The organism is Streptomyces sp. enrichment culture (genome assembly GCF_964273255.1).
In the GTDB taxonomy this organism is placed as follows: domain Bacteria; phylum Actinomycetota; class Actinomycetes; order Streptomycetales; family Streptomycetaceae; genus Streptomyces.
In genome coordinates, this window is the sequence record NZ_OZ186835.1 from 364,554 (window position 1) to 382,417 (window position 17,864).

Annotated in this window: 14 protein-coding genes; 8 read left to right on the forward strand and 6 right to left on the reverse strand. The window is 74.9% G+C overall.

What is annotated here, in order from left to right:
* Positions 1-350 precede the first annotated feature (350 nt).
* From ACSU53_RS01650 to ACSU53_RS01660, 3 genes are read left to right on the forward strand one after another with little or no spacing between them, the layout of a single operon-like run.
* Positions 351-1,106 carry a (Fe-S)-binding protein gene (locus ACSU53_RS01650; RefSeq protein WP_437024418.1) on the forward strand — a complete coding sequence of 252 codons (756 nt, stop codon included), beginning with the start codon at positions 351-353 and terminating at the stop codon, positions 1,104-1,106.
* A complete protein-coding gene (locus ACSU53_RS01655; protein WP_437024419.1) occupies positions 1,103-2,608 on the forward strand; it encodes a lactate utilization protein B in 1,506 nt (501 codons plus the stop codon). Before ACSU53_RS01650 ends, ACSU53_RS01655 begins: the two co-directional genes overlap by 4 nt.
* Complete coding sequence (locus ACSU53_RS01660; RefSeq protein WP_437024420.1) at positions 2,605-3,255, forward strand: LutC/YkgG family protein; 651 nt, start codon at positions 2,605-2,607, stop codon at positions 3,253-3,255. Before ACSU53_RS01655 ends, ACSU53_RS01660 begins: the two co-directional genes overlap by 4 nt.
* A 474-nt stretch (positions 3,256-3,729) precedes the next feature.
* Here the strand turns inward: ACSU53_RS01660 and ACSU53_RS01665 are convergent, their stop codons facing one another.
* The 4 genes from ACSU53_RS01665 to ACSU53_RS01680 all read right to left on the reverse strand — a co-directional run bounded on the left by ACSU53_RS01665 (position 3,730) and on the right by ACSU53_RS01680 (position 7,298).
* Positions 3,730-4,575: a class I SAM-dependent methyltransferase gene (locus tag ACSU53_RS01665; protein ID WP_437024421.1), complete on the reverse strand. Its 846-nt coding sequence runs from the start codon at positions 4,573-4,575 to the stop codon at positions 3,730-3,732.
* Positions 4,576-5,058: 483 nt separating this feature from the next.
* Positions 5,059-5,418, reverse strand: a complete 360-nt coding sequence (locus ACSU53_RS01670) for a cupin domain-containing protein (RefSeq protein ID WP_437024422.1) — start codon at positions 5,416-5,418, stop codon at positions 5,059-5,061.
* A 252-nt stretch (positions 5,419-5,670) separates the two neighbouring features.
* Positions 5,671-6,648 (reverse strand): pyridoxal-phosphate dependent enzyme, encoded by a 978-nt coding sequence (locus ACSU53_RS01675; RefSeq protein WP_437024423.1) that lies wholly within the window; start codon positions 6,646-6,648, stop codon positions 5,671-5,673.
* The gene (locus tag ACSU53_RS01680) at positions 6,645-7,298 is read right to left on the reverse strand and encodes a helix-turn-helix transcriptional regulator (protein ID WP_437032976.1); all 654 of its coding nucleotides are present in this window, start codon (positions 7,296-7,298) and stop codon (positions 6,645-6,647) included. Before ACSU53_RS01680 ends, ACSU53_RS01675 begins: the two co-directional genes overlap by 4 nt.
* A gap of 474 nt (positions 7,299-7,772) precedes the next feature.
* Between ACSU53_RS01680 and ACSU53_RS01685 the strand changes: the two genes are divergently transcribed.
* Both ACSU53_RS01685 and ACSU53_RS01690 read left to right on the forward strand, forming a co-directional pair.
* Positions 7,773-8,033, forward strand: coding sequence for a GlsB/YeaQ/YmgE family stress response membrane protein (locus ACSU53_RS01685; RefSeq protein ID WP_164334660.1), 261 nt, complete (start codon positions 7,773-7,775; stop codon positions 8,031-8,033).
* Positions 8,034-8,242: 209 nt separating this feature from the next.
* Entirely contained in the window at positions 8,243-9,010 is a 768-nt protein-coding gene (locus ACSU53_RS01690) for a sulfite exporter TauE/SafE family protein (protein ID WP_437024424.1), read from the forward strand.
* A 212-nt stretch (positions 9,011-9,222) separates the two neighbouring features.
* On the opposite strand, the gene ACSU53_RS01695 is transcribed toward ACSU53_RS01690, so the two are convergent.
* A complete protein-coding gene (locus ACSU53_RS01695) occupies positions 9,223-10,611 on the reverse strand; it encodes an MFS transporter (RefSeq protein WP_437024425.1) in 1,389 nt (462 codons plus the stop codon).
* Positions 10,612-10,777: 166 nt separating this feature from the next.
* The gene (locus tag ACSU53_RS01700) at positions 10,778-11,575 is read right to left on the reverse strand and encodes a 3-hydroxybutyrate dehydrogenase (RefSeq protein WP_437024426.1); all 798 of its coding nucleotides are present in this window, start codon (positions 11,573-11,575) and stop codon (positions 10,778-10,780) included.
* A gap of 389 nt (positions 11,576-11,964) precedes the next feature.
* On the opposite strand from ACSU53_RS01700, the gene ACSU53_RS01705 reads away from it, so the two are divergent.
* The 3 genes from ACSU53_RS01705 to ACSU53_RS01715 all read left to right on the forward strand — a co-directional run bounded on the left by ACSU53_RS01705 (position 11,965) and on the right by ACSU53_RS01715 (position 17,647).
* Positions 11,965-13,239: an amidohydrolase gene (locus ACSU53_RS01705; protein WP_437024427.1), complete on the forward strand. Its 1,275-nt coding sequence runs from the start codon at positions 11,965-11,967 to the stop codon at positions 13,237-13,239.
* Positions 13,240-13,415: 176 nt separating this feature from the next.
* The gene (locus ACSU53_RS01710) at positions 13,416-15,263 is read left to right on the forward strand and encodes a SpoIIE family protein phosphatase (protein WP_437024428.1); all 1,848 of its coding nucleotides are present in this window, start codon (positions 13,416-13,418) and stop codon (positions 15,261-15,263) included.
* Positions 15,264-15,628: 365 nt separating this feature from the next.
* Positions 15,629-17,647 (forward strand): SpoIIE family protein phosphatase, encoded by a 2,019-nt coding sequence (locus ACSU53_RS01715; protein WP_437024429.1) that lies wholly within the window; start codon positions 15,629-15,631, stop codon positions 17,645-17,647.
* Positions 17,648-17,864 lie beyond the last annotated feature (217 nt).

A 17,864-nucleotide genomic window follows, 5' to 3' on the forward strand; every position in this document is an offset into this window, starting at 1 on the left:
TGGGCCCCCGGCGCTGGACCGGCGGGCCCGCCCGTACCGGCCCGCCGAGGCGGCCGCACCGGGTGACGTCCTGGTGCGGGCCCGCGTGCCCGCCGGGCCGGCGGACCCGGCGGAACGCGGCGGCTGCTCGCCCGGTCCGTGCCGCCGCGCTGCCTGCCGAACACCCCGCTGCCTGCCGCCGACGTGCTGCCTGCCGCGGGGCGACGACCCGCCGTGGCGGGCCAGCCCGGGCCCGGCTCGCCGCCGGCTGACGCGGTCTGTCCCGGCCCGGTCCCCGGGGACTACCCTGCAGGCGCCCGACGATCGACCCGTGACCTCCACCCGTGACGATCGACCCGTGAGGAGCCGCGATGCGTGTCGCCCTGTTCCTGACCTGCGTCAACGACACGCTGTGTCCCGGGACCGGGCGGGCGGTGGTGAAGCTGCTGACCCGGCTCGGCGTCGATGTGGACTTCCCGATGGGGCAGACGTGCTGCGGGCAGGCCCACTACAACACCGGCTACCGGCACGAGGCGGAGCCGCTGGCCCTGCGGTTCGCCGAGGTGTTCCGGGACTACGAGGCGGTCGTGACGCCGTCCGGGTCGTGCGGGGCGATGGTGCGGGAGCTGTACCCGCGCATGGGCGAGCGGGCCCGCGCGGAGGGCCGCGGGGACGCGCTGGCGGCGGCGCTGGCGCCGGTGGTGCCGAAGACCTACGAACTCACCGAGTTCCTGGTGGACGTGCTGGGCGTGACGGACGTCGGCGCCTGCTACCCGCACACGGTCACCTACCACCCGACCTGCCACGGCCTGCGGTCCCTGGGGCTGGGCGACCGGCCCCGCCGGCTGCTGGAGGCCGTGAAGGGACTGGAGCTGGTGGAGCTGCCGGGTGCCGAGGACTGCTGCGGGTTCGGCGGCACCTTCGCCCTGAAGAACGCCGACGTGTCGGCGGCGATGGGCGCGGACAAGGTGCGTCACGCCGAGTCGACGGGCGCCGAAGTGCTGTGCGCGGCGGACAACTCCTGCCTGATGCACCTCGGCGGCACGATGACCAGGCTGCGGTCCGGGATGCGGCCGGTGCACCTGGCGGAGATCCTGGCGAGCACGGAGGAGGACCCGGTCGGATGAGCCGAACGTTCCTGGGGATGCCGGCGGGCACCCCGCCCGCCCCCGCCCCCGCCTTCCCGGAGGCCGCGCGGGACGCGGTGCGCGACTCCCGGTTGCGCGGCAACCTCCGGCACGCCACGCAGACCATCCGCGCCAGGCGCGCGGCGGCCGTCGCCGAACTGCCGGACTGGGCGGAGCTGCGCGAGGCCGGCCGGCGGATCAAGGACCACACGCTGCGTCATCTCGACCACTACCTGGTGCGGTTGGAGGCGTCGGTCACCGCGGCCGGCGGCACCGTGCACTGGGCGGCGGACGCCGAGGAGGCCAACCGGATCGTGACCGGACTCGTGCGGGAGACCGGCGAGAGGGAGGTCGTCAAGGTCAAGTCGATGACCACCCAGGAGATCGGGCTGAACGAGGCCCTGGAGGCGGCCGGCATCCGCGCCTACGAGACCGATCTGGCCGAACTGATCGTGCAGTTGGGCCGGGACCGGCCCTCGCACATCCTGGTCCCGGCCATCCACCGCAACCGCGGCGAGATCCGGGAGGTCTTCGCCCGCGAGATGGCCGCCTGGGGACGCCCGGCCCCCGACGGGCTGACCGACTCCCCCGCCGACCTCGCCGAGGCGGCCCGGCTGCACCTGCGGGAGAAGTTCCTGCGCGCCAGGGTCGGCATCTCGGGCGCCAACTTCGCCGTCGCCGAGACCGGCACCCTGGTGGTGGTGGAGTCCGAGGGCAACGGGCGGATGTGCCTGACCCTGCCCGAGACGCTGATCTCGGTGGTCGGCATCGAGAAGGTCGTGCCGACCTGGCGGGACCTGGAGGTGTTCCTGCAGACGCTGCCCCGCTCCTCGACCGCCGAGCGCATGAACCCGTACACGTCGATGTGGACGGGCGTCGCGGACGACGACGGCCCGCGCGTCTTCCACCTGGTCCTGCTGGACAACGGCCGCACCGACACCCTCGCCGACGAGGTGGGCCGCCAGGCCCTGCGCTGCATCCGCTGCTCGGCCTGCCTGAACGTCTGCCCCGTGTACGAGCGGGCGGGCGGCCACGCCTACGGCTCGGTCTACCCGGGCCCCATCGGCGCCGTCCTCGGCCCGCAGCTGCGGGGCACCGCCAGTGAGCTCGACGCCTCGCTGCCGTACGCCTCGTCGCTGTGCGGGGCGTGCTACGAGGTCTGCCCGGTCGCCATCGACATCCCGGACGTGCTGGTGCACCTGCGGGAACGGGTGGTGCAGGGCGGTACGGCCACCCGGGACGGCAACAAGGTGGTGCTGCGGCCCGCGAAGGGACACGCGGCCGAGCGCGCCGCGATGCGGGCGGCCCGCTGGGCGCTCGGCCGTCCGCGGGTCCTGCGCACCGGCCAGCGCCTCACCTCGCGCACCCGCCGCCTCCACCCGCGCACCCTGCCGGGGCCCGGCCGGGCGTGGAGCGGGACGCGGGACCTGCCGCCGGTGCCGGAGGAACCGTTCCGGGACTGGTGGCAGCGCACGCGCGGCGGGAAGGACGGAGCGACGTGAGCAGCAGGGAGCTGGTCCTGGGCCGGGTGCGGCGCGCCCTGGCGGACGTTCCGTCGGACGACGGGTCGCCGGGGGACCCGGCCCGGTACGAACGGGCGGTTGGGCGTGCCGATCCGCGCGAGCACGGGGAGCGCGGCGCGGAGGAGGCCGTGGACCTGCTCGCGGAGCACCTGGCCGACTACCGGGCGCTCGTGCACCGGTGCGCGCCCGATGCCCTGCCCGGTGTCGTCGCGGGGCTGCTCGCGGCGCGCGGGGCGCGGTCGGTACTGGTGCCGCCCGGGCTGGACGAGCGCTGGCTCGCGTCCGCCGACGGGGTGAGCCGGGCGGAGAGCACGGCGGCGGAGCTGGACCGCGCCGACAGTGTGGTGACCGCCTGCGCGGTGGCCGTCGCCGAGACCGGCACGATCGTGCTGGACGGCTCCCCCGACCAGGGGCGGCGGCGGATCACCCTGGTCCCCGACCATCACATCTGTGTCGTCCGGGTCCCCGACCAGGTCGTCACGTCCGTGCCCCTGGCCCTGGAGCGCCTCGACCCTGCCCGGCCGCTGACCTGGATCTCCGGCCCGTCGGCGACCAGTGACATCGAACTGGACCGGGTGGAGGGCGTGCACGGGCCCCGCACCCTGGAGGTCGTGCTGACGGGCTGACGCAACGGATCCTCCGGGGCCGACGGGAGGACTGCGGCGAGGGCCCGGGCGGGCGGGAGCCGGGCTCTCGGCCGACCGGCCCGGCGCGCGGCCGGTGGATGGCTGTGTGACTGACTGGTGGAGGGCTGGCGGAGGGCCGGTGCCGGGGACAGGTCCGCCTCGCCGGTCGGCCGGATCCGGCCGGCCGCCGCCTCCCACGGGGCGGTCGCGGCGACCCCGTGACGGAACGGTGAGCAAGCGCTTGGACAGCAGCGGGCACGTCGCCGTGCCCGGTCACCGTTCCCGCCCAGCCGGAGGTCCTCGCGTTGTTCACTTCCGTCGATGACGTCTCCGCGCGCCTCGCCGAGGCCGGACACCTCGCCTCGCCCGCTCCGGCGGCTGAGCGAGGTGGTCGGACGACTGCTGCCGGTGTGCGCCCCGGACCGGCGCTGCCCGGGGGCCCCGCGCCGGTCCACCGCGTCACCCGCCCCGGTGTCAGCCGGCCCTGCGGGCGATGAACAGCAGGTACTCCCAGTCCAGCACGGTGCCGCCGCCCTCCCCTCCGCGGTCGTGCCGGCGGCCGAGGTCGGCCAGGTCGCGGTCGAGGGCGGCGGCCCGGTCCGCGGTCCCGGCGAGGGACGCGTAGACGCTGATCACCGGACCGTAGCGGGACTTGAAGAAGTCGCGGAACTCCTCGGGGGTCGCGAAGCGGTCCACCACGACCGTACGGCGCTCGGCCGTCACGTCGGTGACCCGGTCGCCCAGCAGCTCACGCACGTGGTTCTCGTCCCCCCACAGCGGAGGCGGCTGCGCCCCGGGCGGGGGCGGCGGGGCGTACGGCTTCAGGGCCGCCAGCATCCGGCCGATGAAGCCCTCCGGTGTCCAGCTCACCAGCCCGAGGGTGCCGCCGGGCCGGCAGACCCGCACCAGTTCACCGGCGGCCGCCTGATGGTGCGGGGCGAACATGACGCCCACGCAGGACAGGACGGTGTCGAAGGACGCGTCCTCGAAGGGCAGCGCCTCGGCGTCGGCGGTCTCCCAGCGCAGCCTCGCACCCCGTTCCTCCGCCAACTTCCGTCCGGCTTCCAGCAGTTCGGGGGTGAGGTCGGACGCCACGACGTCCGCGCCGGCCAACGCGGCCGGGATCGCCGCGTTGCCCGTGCCCGCCGCGACGTCGAGCACCCGGTCGCCCGGACCGACGCCGCACGCCTCCACGAGCGTCGCCCCGAGCCCGGGGATGAGTTCGGCGGCCACCGAGGGGTAGTCGCCCTGGGCCCACATCGCCCGGTGCTTGGCCTTGAGAGCGCGGTCGGCCTGGGTCGTGTCCATCACGTTCGTCATGACTGTTCTCTCCTGGGAAAGTTCTCGGCGCGGGCCGGGGGCGCGGCGGGGATGCGGAACGGGGACGGCACGGGGTTCCGGCAGGGAGGCGGCAGGGGGCACGGTGCGGGGGCGGCACGGGGATGCGGGGACGCGGGGGCGCCGGGACGCGATCCGGGCATCGACCGCAGCTCCGGCCGGGGACTCGGGCCGACTTCGGAACGCGTGCCTGCGGCCGTCCGACGTCCGGCGGACACCGGAAGCGGCGCCGCTCCCGAGTGGCTCCGCACGGGCGTCGCACACAGCTCCGAGCCCGCGCGGTGCCGGGTGGAGCGCAGGGAACGGCACCCCAGTGACGGCACGTCCCGGTCCTCGCAGGGCGGTGGACCGGGGGCGGTGGACCGGGGGCGGTGGACCGGCGCGCGAGACGTCGCAGACGGTGCGCGTGCCTCCGGACCGTGGGCCCGCCGCTCGTCTCCGCGCCGTTCGCGACCCCGGTCTCGCTCAGTCCGCCTTCGCGTACGTCTGCGCCATGCCGCCCGCGAAGTCGTACACGACCACCTGCTCGTCGCCCACGACCCACGCGTCGTGGCCGGGCGGGCAGACGAAGACGTCACCGGGGCCCACCTCGCCCTCGGCTCCGTCGTCCATCCGGATGTGCATGCGGCCCCGCACCACATAGCCGTTGTGGTGGACCATGCAGCTGTCGGTACCGGCGATGGGTCCCACCGACTCCGACCAGCGCCACCCCGGCTCGAACGTCGCCACGGCGAAGTCCAGACCCGTCATGTGGACCGCTTCCAGGTGCCCGCGGGGAAAGTCGCGCCGCTCATCCGGCTTGTCCAGCGTCTTGACCTCCATCATGATCCTTCTCCTTCCGGCCGTCGCTCCGCGCGGCCGGGTCCGGCCTCCGTCCGCCCCTCGACGGCACCGGCGGGGCCGGGCCCCATCACTCCATCGTCCGCCCGTCCACCGGGGGCCGCCATTCGGGTGAACCGGCCGCCGCACAGGCCGGTCGGAGCCGTGCGCGTGCGGCGGCGGAAGGCGGCGGGGCGGCGGAGTCGGCAGGGCGCGGAGCCGCGGGCCGGCGGGCGATGTCGGGGCCGGACCCCCGGGTCAGACCCGCGGGCCGCAGAGCCGGGCGAACCGCTCGGCGTCGACGTTGCCGCCGGAGAGGATGACCCCCACCCGTTCCGGCAGCGGCCCGGCGCGGCCGGTGAGCAGGGCAGCCAGCGGGGTCGCGCCGCTCGGCTCCAGGACGATCTTCAGCCGTTCGAACGCGAACCGCATCGCCTCCCGGATCTCGTCGTCGCCGACCAGGACCACGTCGTCCAGAAGCCGCTGGTTGACGGCGAACGTCAACTCGCCGGGGATGTGCAGCGCCTGGCCGTCGGCGATGGTGTGCGGGACCGGGATGCCGACGCGCCGGCCCGCCCGCAGCGACCGCAGCGTGTCGTCCCCGGTCTCCGGCTCGACACCGATCACCCGGGCCCGCGGGTACAGGCCCTTGACGACGGTGGCCGATCCGGCGACGAGTCCGCCGCCGCCGACCGGTGCGAGCAGCATGTCCAGGCCGCCCGTCTCGTCGAGCAGTTCGAGAGCGGCCGTCCCCTGGCCGGCGATGACGTCGGGGTGCTCGTACGGCGGGACGACCGTCAGTCCGCGCTCGGCGGCCAGCGACTCGGCCAGGGCGACGCGGTCGCCGGTGTAGCGGTCGTAGGTCACCACCTCGGCCCCGTACCCCTCGGTGGCCGACCGCTTGGACCGGGGGGCGTCCTCGGGCATGACGATGACGGCCCGGGTGCCGAGTTCGCGGGCGGCCAGTGCGACGGCCTGGGCGTGGTTGCCGGACGAGTAGGCGGCGATGCCCCGGGACAGCTGATCGGCGGTGAGGCGGGAGGCCGCGTGGTAGGCGCCCCGGAACTTGAAGGCGCCGCCCCGCTGGAAGTTCTCGGCCTTCAGGTGCACTTCGGCACCCACGAGCGCGTCCAGGGTGCGGGAGCGCAGGATCGGGGTGCGGTGGGCGACGCCCCACAGGCGCTCCGCGGCGCCGCGGACGTCGTCGAGGGTGACGGGCGGGGCGGTGGTCGTCACGTGGTACCTCCGAGCGGGGTCGGGCCGGGTTCCCGGGCCGTGCCGCGGGCCCGGGAGAGGTAGGTGTAGGCGGAGGCGCGGGAGATGCCGAGCCGGGCGGCGACCTGTTCGACCGCCCGCCGGACGGTGAAGACGCCCCGTTCGTCGAGGTCGCGGAACAGCCGGACCCGCTCGGTGCCGTCCAGTTCCGCCCAGTCGCGGTGCCCGCGCGCCTGGGCGTCGACGACGGCGTCCACGACGGCGTCGATGCCGTGGGCGAAGACGGTCGTCGGCGGCTCGGCGGGGTCGTCCGGGCTGCCGGTCAGGGCGCCGAGCAGGTGCCGCACCCGGTCGAGCGCGGTGACGTCCACGTTCACACACAGGGCACCGAACACCGCGCCGCCGGAGTCCCGGAGCAGCATCGTGGAGGACTTCAGCAGCCGGCCGGAGGCGGTACGGGTGCGGTAGTTGAGGTCGTCGGCCGCCTCGTCCCCGCGGGCGAGCAGCCGCATGCCGATCTCGCTCATCGCGCCGCCCACCGCCCGTCCGGTGACCGAGCCGGCGACGGCCACCACCGATGCCTCGGGGCGGCGGTAGTCGTGCAGCACCACCTCGCAGACCGGCCCGAAGGTGGCGGCCAGACCGTGGATCACGGGGGTCAGGGCGGCCAGGACGGCGTCCCGCTCGGCGGAGCGGTGGTCCCCGGGATCCGGGAGGGCCGGGGCGGGGGAAGCGGCCGGGGCGGGGGAAGCGTGGGAAACGTCCGAAGGCTCCGGAGCCGTCGCAGCGGTCGGAGTGGTCGCAGCGGTTGGAGCGGCCTCAGCGGTTGGAGCGGCCTCAGCGGCCTCAGCGAAGGCATCCGAAGCGGCCAAGGCCCCCGGGGTGCCCGGGGCTTGCGGGGGTTCCGGCACGCGCAGCGCGTGCAGCGCGCCCTCCTCGTCGGCGGCAGGCATCGGCATGTCCTCCTCCCTCGCGGGCACCCGGCGGCTTCCGGCCGTGCCGCCAGACTAACCGTCCAACCGCTGGACGGACAGTCCAGCCACGGACCGGACGCGCAAATTGTTGCGCCCGGTGATGCTTACGCCGTCCTTACACGGGCACGCGGAGTGGTGCCCGAACCGGGCATCCGAACGGAAGGAGTTGCCGTGTCGTTCCTCTGGGCCATCATCGCGGGGCTGATCATCGGTCTGCTGGCCAAGCTGGTCGTTCCCGGGCGTCAGCCGATCCCGCTGTGGCTGACCGTCATCCTGGGCATCATCGGAGCCGTTGCCGGCAACGGACTGGCCAGCGCGTTCGGCGTGCGGGACACCGGCGGCATCGACTGGATCCGCCACATCTTCCAGATCGGCATCGCAGCCGTGCTCATCGCGCTCATCACCCCCATGTGGGCCCGGCGACGCGCCTGACCGTCCCGAGCACAGCCCCGTCCGGCCCTACGGACGGGGCTGTCGCCGTTCCGGACGGCATGCCTCCGGGCCCGAACGGAGCCGTCCGCGTTCCGGTTGGGCGGTCCGGGCCCCGCCCCACCGCGGCCGGCGCTCCTCATGCATGATCGGTGCGGCCCCTCGACCCTGCACGGCGGGGAGGTTTCCACACGATCGTGAAGGAGATGGCCTTGTCCATCTGGGAGTCACTGGCGGTGTTCGCCGCCGGAGTCGGCGCGGGCACCATCAACACCATCGTCGGGTCCGGGACCCTGATCACCTTCCCGGTGCTGCTCGCCACCGGACTGCCGCCGGTGACCGCCACGGTGTCCAACGCGCTGGGTCTGATCCCCGGCTCGATCAGCGGTGCCATCGGCTACCGGGAGGAGCTGAAGGGCCAGCGCCGCCTGGTCCTGCGGCTCGGGGTCGCCGCCGCGGCCGGCGGCCTCGCCGGGGCGATGCTGCTGCTCACCCTCCCGTCGACGGCCTTCGAGACGATCGTCCCGGTCCTCGTCGCGCTCGCCCTCGTCCTGGTCGTGCTCCAGCCCCGCATCTCCGCCCGGGTGCAGCGGCACCGGGCCCGCAACGGCACGTCCGCCCGCGCCGACGGCGGCCCGGTGCTGTTCGGCGGGCTCCTCCTCGCGAGCGTCTACGGCGGCTACTTCACCGCCGCCCAGGGGATCATCTACCTGTCCCTGATGGGCATGCTGCTCGACGACACCCTCCAGCGCCTCAACGCGGTGAAGAACGTCCTCGCGGCCGTCGTGAACACCATCGCCGCCCTGTTCTTCCTGTTCGCCGCCGACTTCGACTGGACGGCCGTCCTCCTCATCGCGGTGGGGTCCGCGATCGGCGGCCAGGTGGGCGCGAAGGTCGGCCGGCGGCTCCCGCCGTCCGCCCTGCGGGTGTTCATCGTCGTCGTCGGTTCGCTCGCCATCGTCCAGCTGCTCCTGCGCTGACCCGCGTCCTGCGCCGGCCCGCTGGGCCGACGGGCCGAAGGCGCTCCGAGTGGCCGGAGTCTCCCCCGCGGGCCGACGGCCGTCCCACGCGCCCGGCGCGCCCGCCCACGCCCCCCAAAACCGCCGCACGGACCGGAGGCGCAACGCGCCCGCCCCGGGTCCGTGAACCCGGGGCGAGCGCGGGGCGCCGACGGGGCGTACCGCCGAGGCGGTCAGACCCGCTCGCCGTCGGCGACCGGCGTGGCCGCCTTCCGCTCGGGCGCCGCCTCGGTGAGCGGGACGGTCAGGTCACGGCCACGGGTCTCCCGGACGACGAGGACCGTGACGGCGGTGACCACGGCCGCGGCGGAGAGGTACAGGGCGATGGGCGTCGAGGAGCCGAAGCGCCGCAGGAGTTCGACGGCGATGATCGGGGCGAGCGCGCCCGCCAGGATCGAGGCGAGCTGCGAGCCCACCGACGCCCCGGAGTAGCGGACCTTGGTGTCGAACATCTCCGAGATGAAGGCGGCCTGCGGCCCGTACATGGCGCCGTGGAGCAGCATGCCCACGGTGACGGAGAAGGTGATGACGAGGAACGACCCGGAGTCCACCAGGGTGAAGAAGGCGAAGGCCCACAGCGCCATGCCGACCGCTCCGATCAGCGTCACCGGCCTGCGGCCCAGCCGGTCGGAGAGTGCCCCCCACAGCGGGATGGTGACGAAGTGGACGGCGGAGGCGATCAGGACGGCGTTGAGGGCGGTGCTCTTCGGCAGGTCGAGGTGGGTGGTGACGTAGACCAGCAGGAAGGAGGTCACGATGTAGTACGAGATGTTCTCGCCGAACCGGACGCCGATGGCTCCGAGCACCTCGCGCCAGCTGCGCCGGAACACCTCGACGACGGGCGGGGCCACCTTGGCGCCCCGGGCCGCCTCCGCCTCGGCCCGCGCCTGGGCGGCGAGGAAGACCGGCGACTCGGAGACCGAGACGCGGATCCACAGGCCGATGACGACCAGGACCCCGGACAGCAGGAACGGGATGCGCCAGCCCCAGGACTGGAAGGCGGCCTCGGACTGGACGGAGGCCAGCACCGCGAGAACGGCGGTGGCCAGCAGGTTGCCCGCGGGCACGCCGCACTGCGGCCAGGAGGCCCAGAAGCCGCGGTGCTTGTCGCCCCCGTGCTCGGAGACGATCAGCACGGCACCGCCCCACTCGCCGCCGAGCGCGAAGCCCTGGACGAGCCGCAGCACCGTCAGCAGGATGGGGGCGCCGACGCCGATGGTGCCGTAGGTGGGCAGCAGACCCATGGCGAAGGTGGCGCCGCCCATCATCAGCAGGCTGAGCACCAGCAGCTTCTTGCGGCCGATCTTGTCGCCGAAGTGCCCGAAGACCATGCCGCCGATCGGCCGGGCGAGGAAGCCGATCGCGTAGGTCATGAAGGCGAGCAGGGTTCCCACCAGCGGGTCGCTGCTGGGGAAGAAGAGGGTGTTGAACACCAGCGCGGCGGCGGATCCGTAGAGGAAGAAGTCGTACCACTCGACGGTCGTGCCGATCAGACTGGCGCCGACGATGCGGGCGATGCCGGAGCGGGACTCGCCCTGCTGGGCGGGCGTGGTGTCGGTCATGGGTTCACCGGTTCTCGACGGGGTGCGGGGACGGCGTGTGGGGGACGGCGTGTGGGGGGCGCGTTCTGGGGACGGTGCGGCGGACGTGGGGACGGGGAGCGGGGGTCCGGCGACGGCGGCCGGCGGCCGGCGGCCGGGCGAAGGGGGGGGTGCGGCGGCGGGTGGGTCAGGTGGCTCCCCAGCCGCCGTCGAGGGGCAGGGAGATGCCGGTGACGTAGCTGCTGTGGCCGCCGCACAGCCACAGCGCGGCGGCGGCGACCTCGTCCGCCTCCAGCAGTCGCTTCACGGGGGAACGGGTCAGCATCACCGTGGTCAGGACGTCGCCGGGGCTGATGCCGTGCGCCGCCGCCTGGTCCCGGATCTGGTTCTCCACCAGGGGGGTGCGGACGTAGCCGGGGTTGATGCAGTTGCTGGTCACCCCGTGCGGGGCGCCCTCGATCGCGGCGACCTTGCTCAGCCCTTCCAGCGCGTGTTTGGCGGCGACGTAGGCCGACTTGTAGGCGCTCGCCCGGATGCCGTGCACGCTGGAGATGTTGACGAGCCGGCCCCAGCCGTGCGCGTACATGTGCGGCAGGCTGCGGCGCATCAGCAGGAAGGGGGCGGTGACCATCACCTGCTGGATGAGGTCGAAGCGGTCCGGGGGGAACTCGGTCAGCGGAGCGACGTGCTGGAGTCCCGCGTTGTTGACGAGGATGTCGACCTCGGCGGGCAGGGCGTCGAGCGCCACGGGGTCGGCCAGGTCGACGATGTGCGCCTCCCCGCCGATGTCCGCGGCGACCGCCTTGGCCGCGTCGGCGTCCCGGTCGACCACGTGCACCGTGGCGCCCGCCGCGGCCAGGGCCGTGGCGCACGCCTTGCCGATGCCGCTGCCGCCCCCGGTGACCAGGGCGACCCGGGACGTCAGATCGACCCCTGCGCCGCGCGGCTCCGCGAGGGCGGGGGAAGGGGGGAGTTCGCTTGTCATGGCCGGAAACAGTACGGACACCTCGCCTGCACACCTATGTATGGGAACTACACAGTGATGACTCGTGCAGTGGGCGATGAGACCACTCGGGAGGCGATCGGGGGGTGACGGGAGCCACACCGGTGACCGACTCGTGCCGGTCGTCCCGGAACAGGGGGCACGGGTGCCTTCCGGTGTGTTCGGGGCATCCGCGGCGTCCGCGGGCTGCGGGGCCTCCGGGGTTTCCGGGGCCCCGGGGCCTCCAGGGCCTCCGGAACGGATCGTCACCGGCTTACCGGTTCGCCGGTGCGCCGGTCCGCCGGTTCGCCGGCCGGCGTCCCCGCTCGCGGCGGGCCGCATCGGGGTACCCGCTCCGGTGACGCGTCGCAGCCCGCCGAGCGAGGAGCCCCATGACCCGGCCCGCCCCCACCCCGTCGTCCGCCCGCGCCGTGCGGGCCGGCCTCCCGGCCGTCCGCCCCCACGTGGAGGAGCTGTACCGGGACCTGCACCGGCACCCGGAACTCGGCCTGCGGGAACACCGCACGGCGGGACGGGCCGCGCAGGCCCTGCGCTCCGCCGGCTACGACGTCACGGAGGGCGTCGGCGGCACGGGGGTGATCGGCGTCCTGGTGAACGGGGACGGCCCGGTCGTCATGGCCCGGGCGGACATGGACGCCCTGCCGGTCCTGGAACGGACCGGTCTGCCGTACGCGTCCACCAGGACGGCGACCGACCGCGACGGGGTCGAACGACCGGTCATGCACGCCTGCGGGCACGACGTGCACGTCGCCTGCCTGACCGGGTGCGCACGCCTGCTGGCCGCGGACCGGACGTCCTGGCGGGGCACCTTCGTGGCCCTCTTCCAGCCCTCGGAGGAGAACGGGGACGGCGCCGACGCCATGATCGCCGACGGGCTCGTGACGAAGGCGCCGCGCCCCGACGTCGTCCTCGCCCAGCACGTCCTGCCCCACCCCGCCGGTCACGTCGGCACCCGCCCGGGGCCCTTCCTGTCCGCCGCCGACAGTCTGCGCATCACCGTCCACGGGCGCGGGGCCCACGGCTCGATGCCCCAGGCCGCGGTCGACCCGGTCGTGACGGCCGCCGCGATCGTGCTGCGCCTGCAGACGATCGTGTCCCGCGAGGTGGCCGCCACCACCCCCGCCGTGCTGACGGTCGGCAGCATCCACGCCGGGAGCGGCCCCAACGTCATCCCGGACCGGGCCGTCCTGGAGGTCAGCATCCGCACGTACGACGGGACCACCCGCTCCCGTGTCCTGGAGGCCGTCCGGCGCGTCGTCGAGGCCGAGTGCCGGGCGTCCCGCTGTCCCGAGGCGCCCCTGATCGAGCAGATCGCCTCCTTCCCGCCGACCGTCAACGACGAGGAGGTGACGCGGCGGGTCGCCGACGCGTTCGCCGGGTACTTCGGGGACGCCGCGCGCACCGCGGACCTGCAGACGGCCAGCGAGGACATGAGCAGGATCCCGGCGGCCTTCGGCGCCCCCTACACGTACTGGGCGATCGGCGGCACGGACCCCGCGCTCCACGCCGAGGCGGTGCGCGGGGGCACCGTCGGCGAGGACGTGCCGGTCAACCACAGCGCCGCGTTCGCCCCCGTGCTCCAGCCGACCCTGGACACGGGTGTCGCCGCCCTGGCGGTGGCCGCGCTCGCCTGGCTGGGGCACTGAGCGGGCACGGCCGGGACACCGGGCCGGACGGTGCCGCCGTTCCGCGCCTGTGCCGGTCCGGACCGGCACACTGGAGGGGTGCACGGACGTGGTGCCCGCCCGTCGCACGGCCTGCAGGGAGCGGCGGGCGCCGTGAGGGCCCGCCTGGCGGTTCCGGGACGACGAGGGGACGACAGATGAACACCCCGCGGGTGGTGTCCGAGTCCGACTTCCCGCACGTGGTGCTGCGGGACGCGGGGGTCGGTGTCCTCACCACCGACACCTCCGGCCGCATCACCTACGCCAACCCGTGGGCCGAGCGGCTGCTGGGCCGCCCCGCGCACCGGATGACCGGCCGGGACCTGCACGACCTGCTGCACCGCCGCGCCGACGGCAGTGCGCTGCCGCGGTCGCAGTGCCCGCTGCTCACCCCGCTGGACCGTGCGGGGGCCGCCGCGGCCGGCAGCGAGGACCACTTCCTGCGGTCCGACGGCTCGGTCATGCCGATCCACTGGGCGGCCACCGCGCTGCGGGAGGCGGACCGAACCGTGGGCCTGGTGGTGGCCTTCAGCGACTACAGCGCACAGCGCGAGGCCGAGGAGCGGACGGCGGCGCACACCGCCGCACTGGAGGCGCTGACGGACCGGCTGCACCTGATGGAGGACGCGTCGGAGGTGCTGATGTCCGGCGACGACTCCCCGGGCCGGATCCGCCGCCTGCTGCGGCTGCTGGTCCCGATGCTGGGCGAGTGGGCCGCCGTCGACCTGTACCCCGAGGAGGACGGCGCCCTCGAACGCGTCGCCGTGCGCAGCGGTACGCACCCCCGCCGGGCGAGCCGGCTGGAGGGTCCACTGCCGCCGGGGGCGGTCCCGGCGGGCGGACTCCGCGGCCGTGAGGACGAGCCCGTGAGGATCGACGCGCGGGACCTGCGCGCCGCCGCCGACGGACCGCTCGCCGTCGCCTACCGGCCCCTGTTCGACGAGCTCGGTGGCCGCACCGCCGTGTCCGTGCCGCTGCGGGCCCGGCGGCGGTCCTACGGCCTGCTGACCGTGGCCCGCACCGCGCAGGCGCCCGCCCACACCGACGAGGAGGTCCGGCTGCTCACCGACCTCGGCCGGCGCCTGGCCCTGGTGCTGGACAACGTGCGGCTCTATAACGAGCAGCGCGACGTCTCCGAGACCATGCAGCGCCAGCTGCTCACCCCGCTCCCCCAGGTCGACCACCTGCGGATGGCGGCCCGGTACGTGCCCGCGCAGAGCGCGCTGGAGGTGGGGGGCGACTGGTACGACGCCTTCCTGCTGAAGAACGGCGTCATGGCGCTGGTCATCGGGGACGTGGTCGGCCACGACCTGGAGGCGGCCTCCCACATGGCGGAGGTGCGCAACATGCTGCGCGCCGTGGCCTGGGACCGGCAGGAACCGCCCAGTGGGGTCGTCCACGGGGTGGACGACGCGGTGACCAACACCAGCGACGCGCCCATGGCCACCCTGGTGTTCGCCCGGATCGAGGGCCCGGAGGGGGGACCCTGGCAGCTGCACTGGTCCAACGCCGGACACCCTCCCCCGCTGCTGATCGCCCCCGACGGGGGCACGCGGTACCTCACCGGCGGGCACGGTCCCCTGATCGGCATGAACGCCGCCCTCCACCTGGGACTGACGTGGCCCGACGCACGCCAGGACCTCCCGCCGGGGTCCACGCTGCTGCTGTACACCGACGGCCTCGTGGAGAGCAGGGGACGCCCGATCGACCTCGGCATGGCCACCCTGCGCCACCACGCCTCGATGCTGGCCCGCCACACGGTGGACGACTTCTGCGACGCGCTGCTGGACCGCATCGCGCCGAGCGGCGACGACACCGCCCTGCTCGCCGTCCGCGTCCCCGAGGCCGGCATGGGCGCCCCCGGCGACCGCCGCCCGCCCCCTCCCCCGCAGTCGCCGTACAGCCCGGCCGCCCCGCACCGCGCCGCGCCGGGCTCCACCCAGGAACATCCGCGCGTGCAGGACCCCACGCACCCCGCCGACGACGGGCGGCAGGAGCCGGGTTAGGTCCTGTCGTCACATTCCCGTCTGCCGTGCGCCGCCTTGCACGGACGCGGACGGCGGACCCGGCCGGCCGTGGCCGTCGCGCCGCTGCCGGCCGTCGGCCGCCCGCGCACCGTGGAGGCCGAGGGCCCGCGGCGTCCGGGGCCCCGACCGGGCGCCCTGGGGGGCGGCGTGCGGCTCCCGGTGGACGCTGACCGCGTCCGGCAGGTGTCGGTACGGCGGCCGCCCCGCGGACCGGCTCACCGACCGGCCGGGCACGTGACCGGTCCGCATCGGCCCCCGGGTGCGGGGTACTGGGCCTGTGCTGCCCGCCCCGGGGCCTGCTCCGCCCGCCCGCTGGGGATCCGGACCGGGCGACTGGAGGCGTCATGCGGCTCGAGGTCTTCGACCCCGCCCCCATCGGCGTGATGATCACGCGGGGGCCGGAACACCGGCTCGGGTACTTCAACGAGCGTTACCGGAAGACCTTCGGCGACCGCCCCCTGGGCCATCCCCTGCGGGAGGCGTTCCCGGACCTCGCCCAGTCCGGCTACTTCGCCATCTACGACCGGGTCTACGCCACCGGCACGCCCGAGGTCCTCACGGCGGTGCCCATCGACGTGGCCTTTCCCGAGCCGTCGCGGGAGAAGGTCCGCTTCTTCACCTTCAGCATCTCCCGCACCACGTTCAGCGACGGCGGCCGGGGCGTCCTGGGCGTCATCGCGGAGGTCACCGAGCAGGTCACCGCGGCCGAGCGGATCCGCGTGCTGTCCGAGGAGCGGCGCCGCGCGCTGCTGCGCTACCGGAGTCTGGTGAACGCGGGCACGCAGATCGTGTGGGTGACCGCGCCCGACGGCGGGGTCACCGAGCCCAGCCCCGGCTGGCAGCGGGTGACCGGGCAGAGCTGGGAGGAGTTCCGGGGCGACGGCTGGACCGCCGCGGTCCATCCCGACGACCGGGACGCCCTTCTCCAGGAGTGGGGGCGGGCCCTGGCCGAGGTGTGGCCGCGCTTCACCCACACCTACCGGCTGCGCACGGCCACCTCCGGATACCGGCACTTCGCGGTCGAGGCCGCACCGGTCCGCGACGGGGACACGGTGATCGAATGGATGGGCACCTGCACGGACGTGGAGCAGGAATGGCAGGAGGCCCGCCGCGAGGACCTGCTGGCCCGGGCCGCCGCCGCCACCGCCGACACGGTGCGCCTCGACGACATGCTCACCGCTCTCGCCGAGGTGATCGTGCCCGACCTGGCCGACGCGTGCGCCGTCTACCTCCTCCCCCAGGCCCTGCCCCGGCCGCCGGGCGCCCCGCTCACCGCCGAACGGGTCGCCGCCACCACGCGCGAGGGCCTGCCCTCCCTGCCCCCGCCCCACTCCGACCACCTCGCCCCCGACAGTCCGCTCACCCGCGCCGCCGACGCCCGGCGCACCGTCCACGCCGTGTTCCCGCCCGGCTCCCCGCCGCCGGACCTGGTCCCGCCCGGCACCGAGCCGTGGACGGCGCCCGGGGCCAACAGTGCCGTCCTGCTCCCCGTGGTGGTCGACGGCACCACCGCCGCTCTGGTGACCGCCTCCGCGTGCGGCGACCGGCCGCCCCTGGGGCCGTCCGACATCGGTCTGCTGCGGACGCTGCTGGAACGCGCCGACGCGCCGCTCAGCAAGGCGTTCGAGTACCAGCGCACGCGGCAGGTGGCGCTCGCCCTCCAGCAGAGTCTGCTCACCGAGCCGCCGGAGGTGCCGGACCTCGGCATCGCCGTCCGGTACCGGCCCAGCAGTGCGGCGGCCGAGGTCGGCGGCGACTGGTACGACTGCTTCGTGCTGCGGGACGGGGCCACCGTCCTGACCATCGGTGACGTGGCCGGACACGATCTGCCCGCCGCCGTCACCATGAGCCAGATGCGGAACATGCTCCGGGGTCTGGCCCTCGACCGGCAGGAACCCCCCGGGGAGATCCTGGGCCGTCTGGACGTCGCCGTGCAGACCCTCCACCCGGAGTTCACCGGCACCTGCGTCCTGGCCCGGGTGGAACGCCCGGAACCGGGCCGCTTCCGGCTCCGCTACTCCGTCGCGGGGCATCCGCCGCCGCTGCTGACCGGGGCGGACGGCACGGCCCGTTTCCTCGACGGCGGCCGGTCCCCGATGCTCGGGGTCGACCCCGCCCCCCGGCCCGAGAGCGCCGTTGAGCCGCTGCCGCCCGGCGCGACCCTGCTGCTGTACACCGACGGCCTGGTGGAGCGTCGCACGGAGGACCTCACCACGGGGCTGGAGCGGTTGCGCCGTCAGGCCGCGGACCTGACCGGGGCGCCGCTGGAGGTCTGCTGCGACACGCTGCTGGACCGGCTGCCGGACGACGACGGCGACGACGACGTGGCGATGGTGGGCGTGCGCCTGCCGGCGGCCGGTTGAGGAAGGCACACGGAGCGCGCGAGCGACGGGGGGACGGGGGTGACATGGGACGGGGGGACGGGGCCTGAGGGCCTGGCCGCCTGCTCCGCCTCCGCCCCCGCCCCCGCCCGCCGTCGGGCGACACACCCCGGACACTGTCCGGAAATCTTCTGTCCGAGAACCGTTGACTATGGACATCCCTATACCTACGCTCTCGCTTGTACATAGTTGTCCATAC

Bases quoted from the DNA above. Each gene is read 5' to 3' on its own strand.
- ACSU53_RS01650 (WP_437024418.1), top strand. From the start codon at position 351: ATGCGTGTCGCCCTGTTCCTGACCTGCGTCAACGACACGCTGTGTCCC.
- ACSU53_RS01655 (WP_437024419.1), top strand. From the start codon at position 1,103: ATGAGCCGAACGTTCCTGGGGATGCCGGCGGGCACCCCGCCCGCCCCC.
- ACSU53_RS01665 (WP_437024421.1), bottom strand. From the start codon at position 4,575: ATGACGAACGTGATGGACACGACCCAGGCCGACCGCGCTCTCAAGGCC.
- ACSU53_RS01670 (WP_437024422.1), bottom strand. From the start codon at position 5,418: ATGATGGAGGTCAAGACGCTGGACAAGCCGGATGAGCGGCGCGACTTT.
- ACSU53_RS01695 (WP_437024425.1), bottom strand. From the start codon at position 10,611: ATGACCGACACCACGCCCGCCCAGCAGGGCGAGTCCCGCTCCGGCATC.
- ACSU53_RS01700 (WP_437024426.1), bottom strand. From the start codon at position 11,575: ATGACAAGCGAACTCCCCCCTTCCCCCGCCCTCGCGGAGCCGCGCGGC.
- ACSU53_RS01705 (WP_437024427.1), top strand. From the start codon at position 11,965: ATGACCCGGCCCGCCCCCACCCCGTCGTCCGCCCGCGCCGTGCGGGCC.
- ACSU53_RS01710 (WP_437024428.1), top strand. From the start codon at position 13,416: ATGAACACCCCGCGGGTGGTGTCCGAGTCCGACTTCCCGCACGTGGTG.
- ACSU53_RS01715 (WP_437024429.1), top strand. From the start codon at position 15,629: ATGCGGCTCGAGGTCTTCGACCCCGCCCCCATCGGCGTGATGATCACG.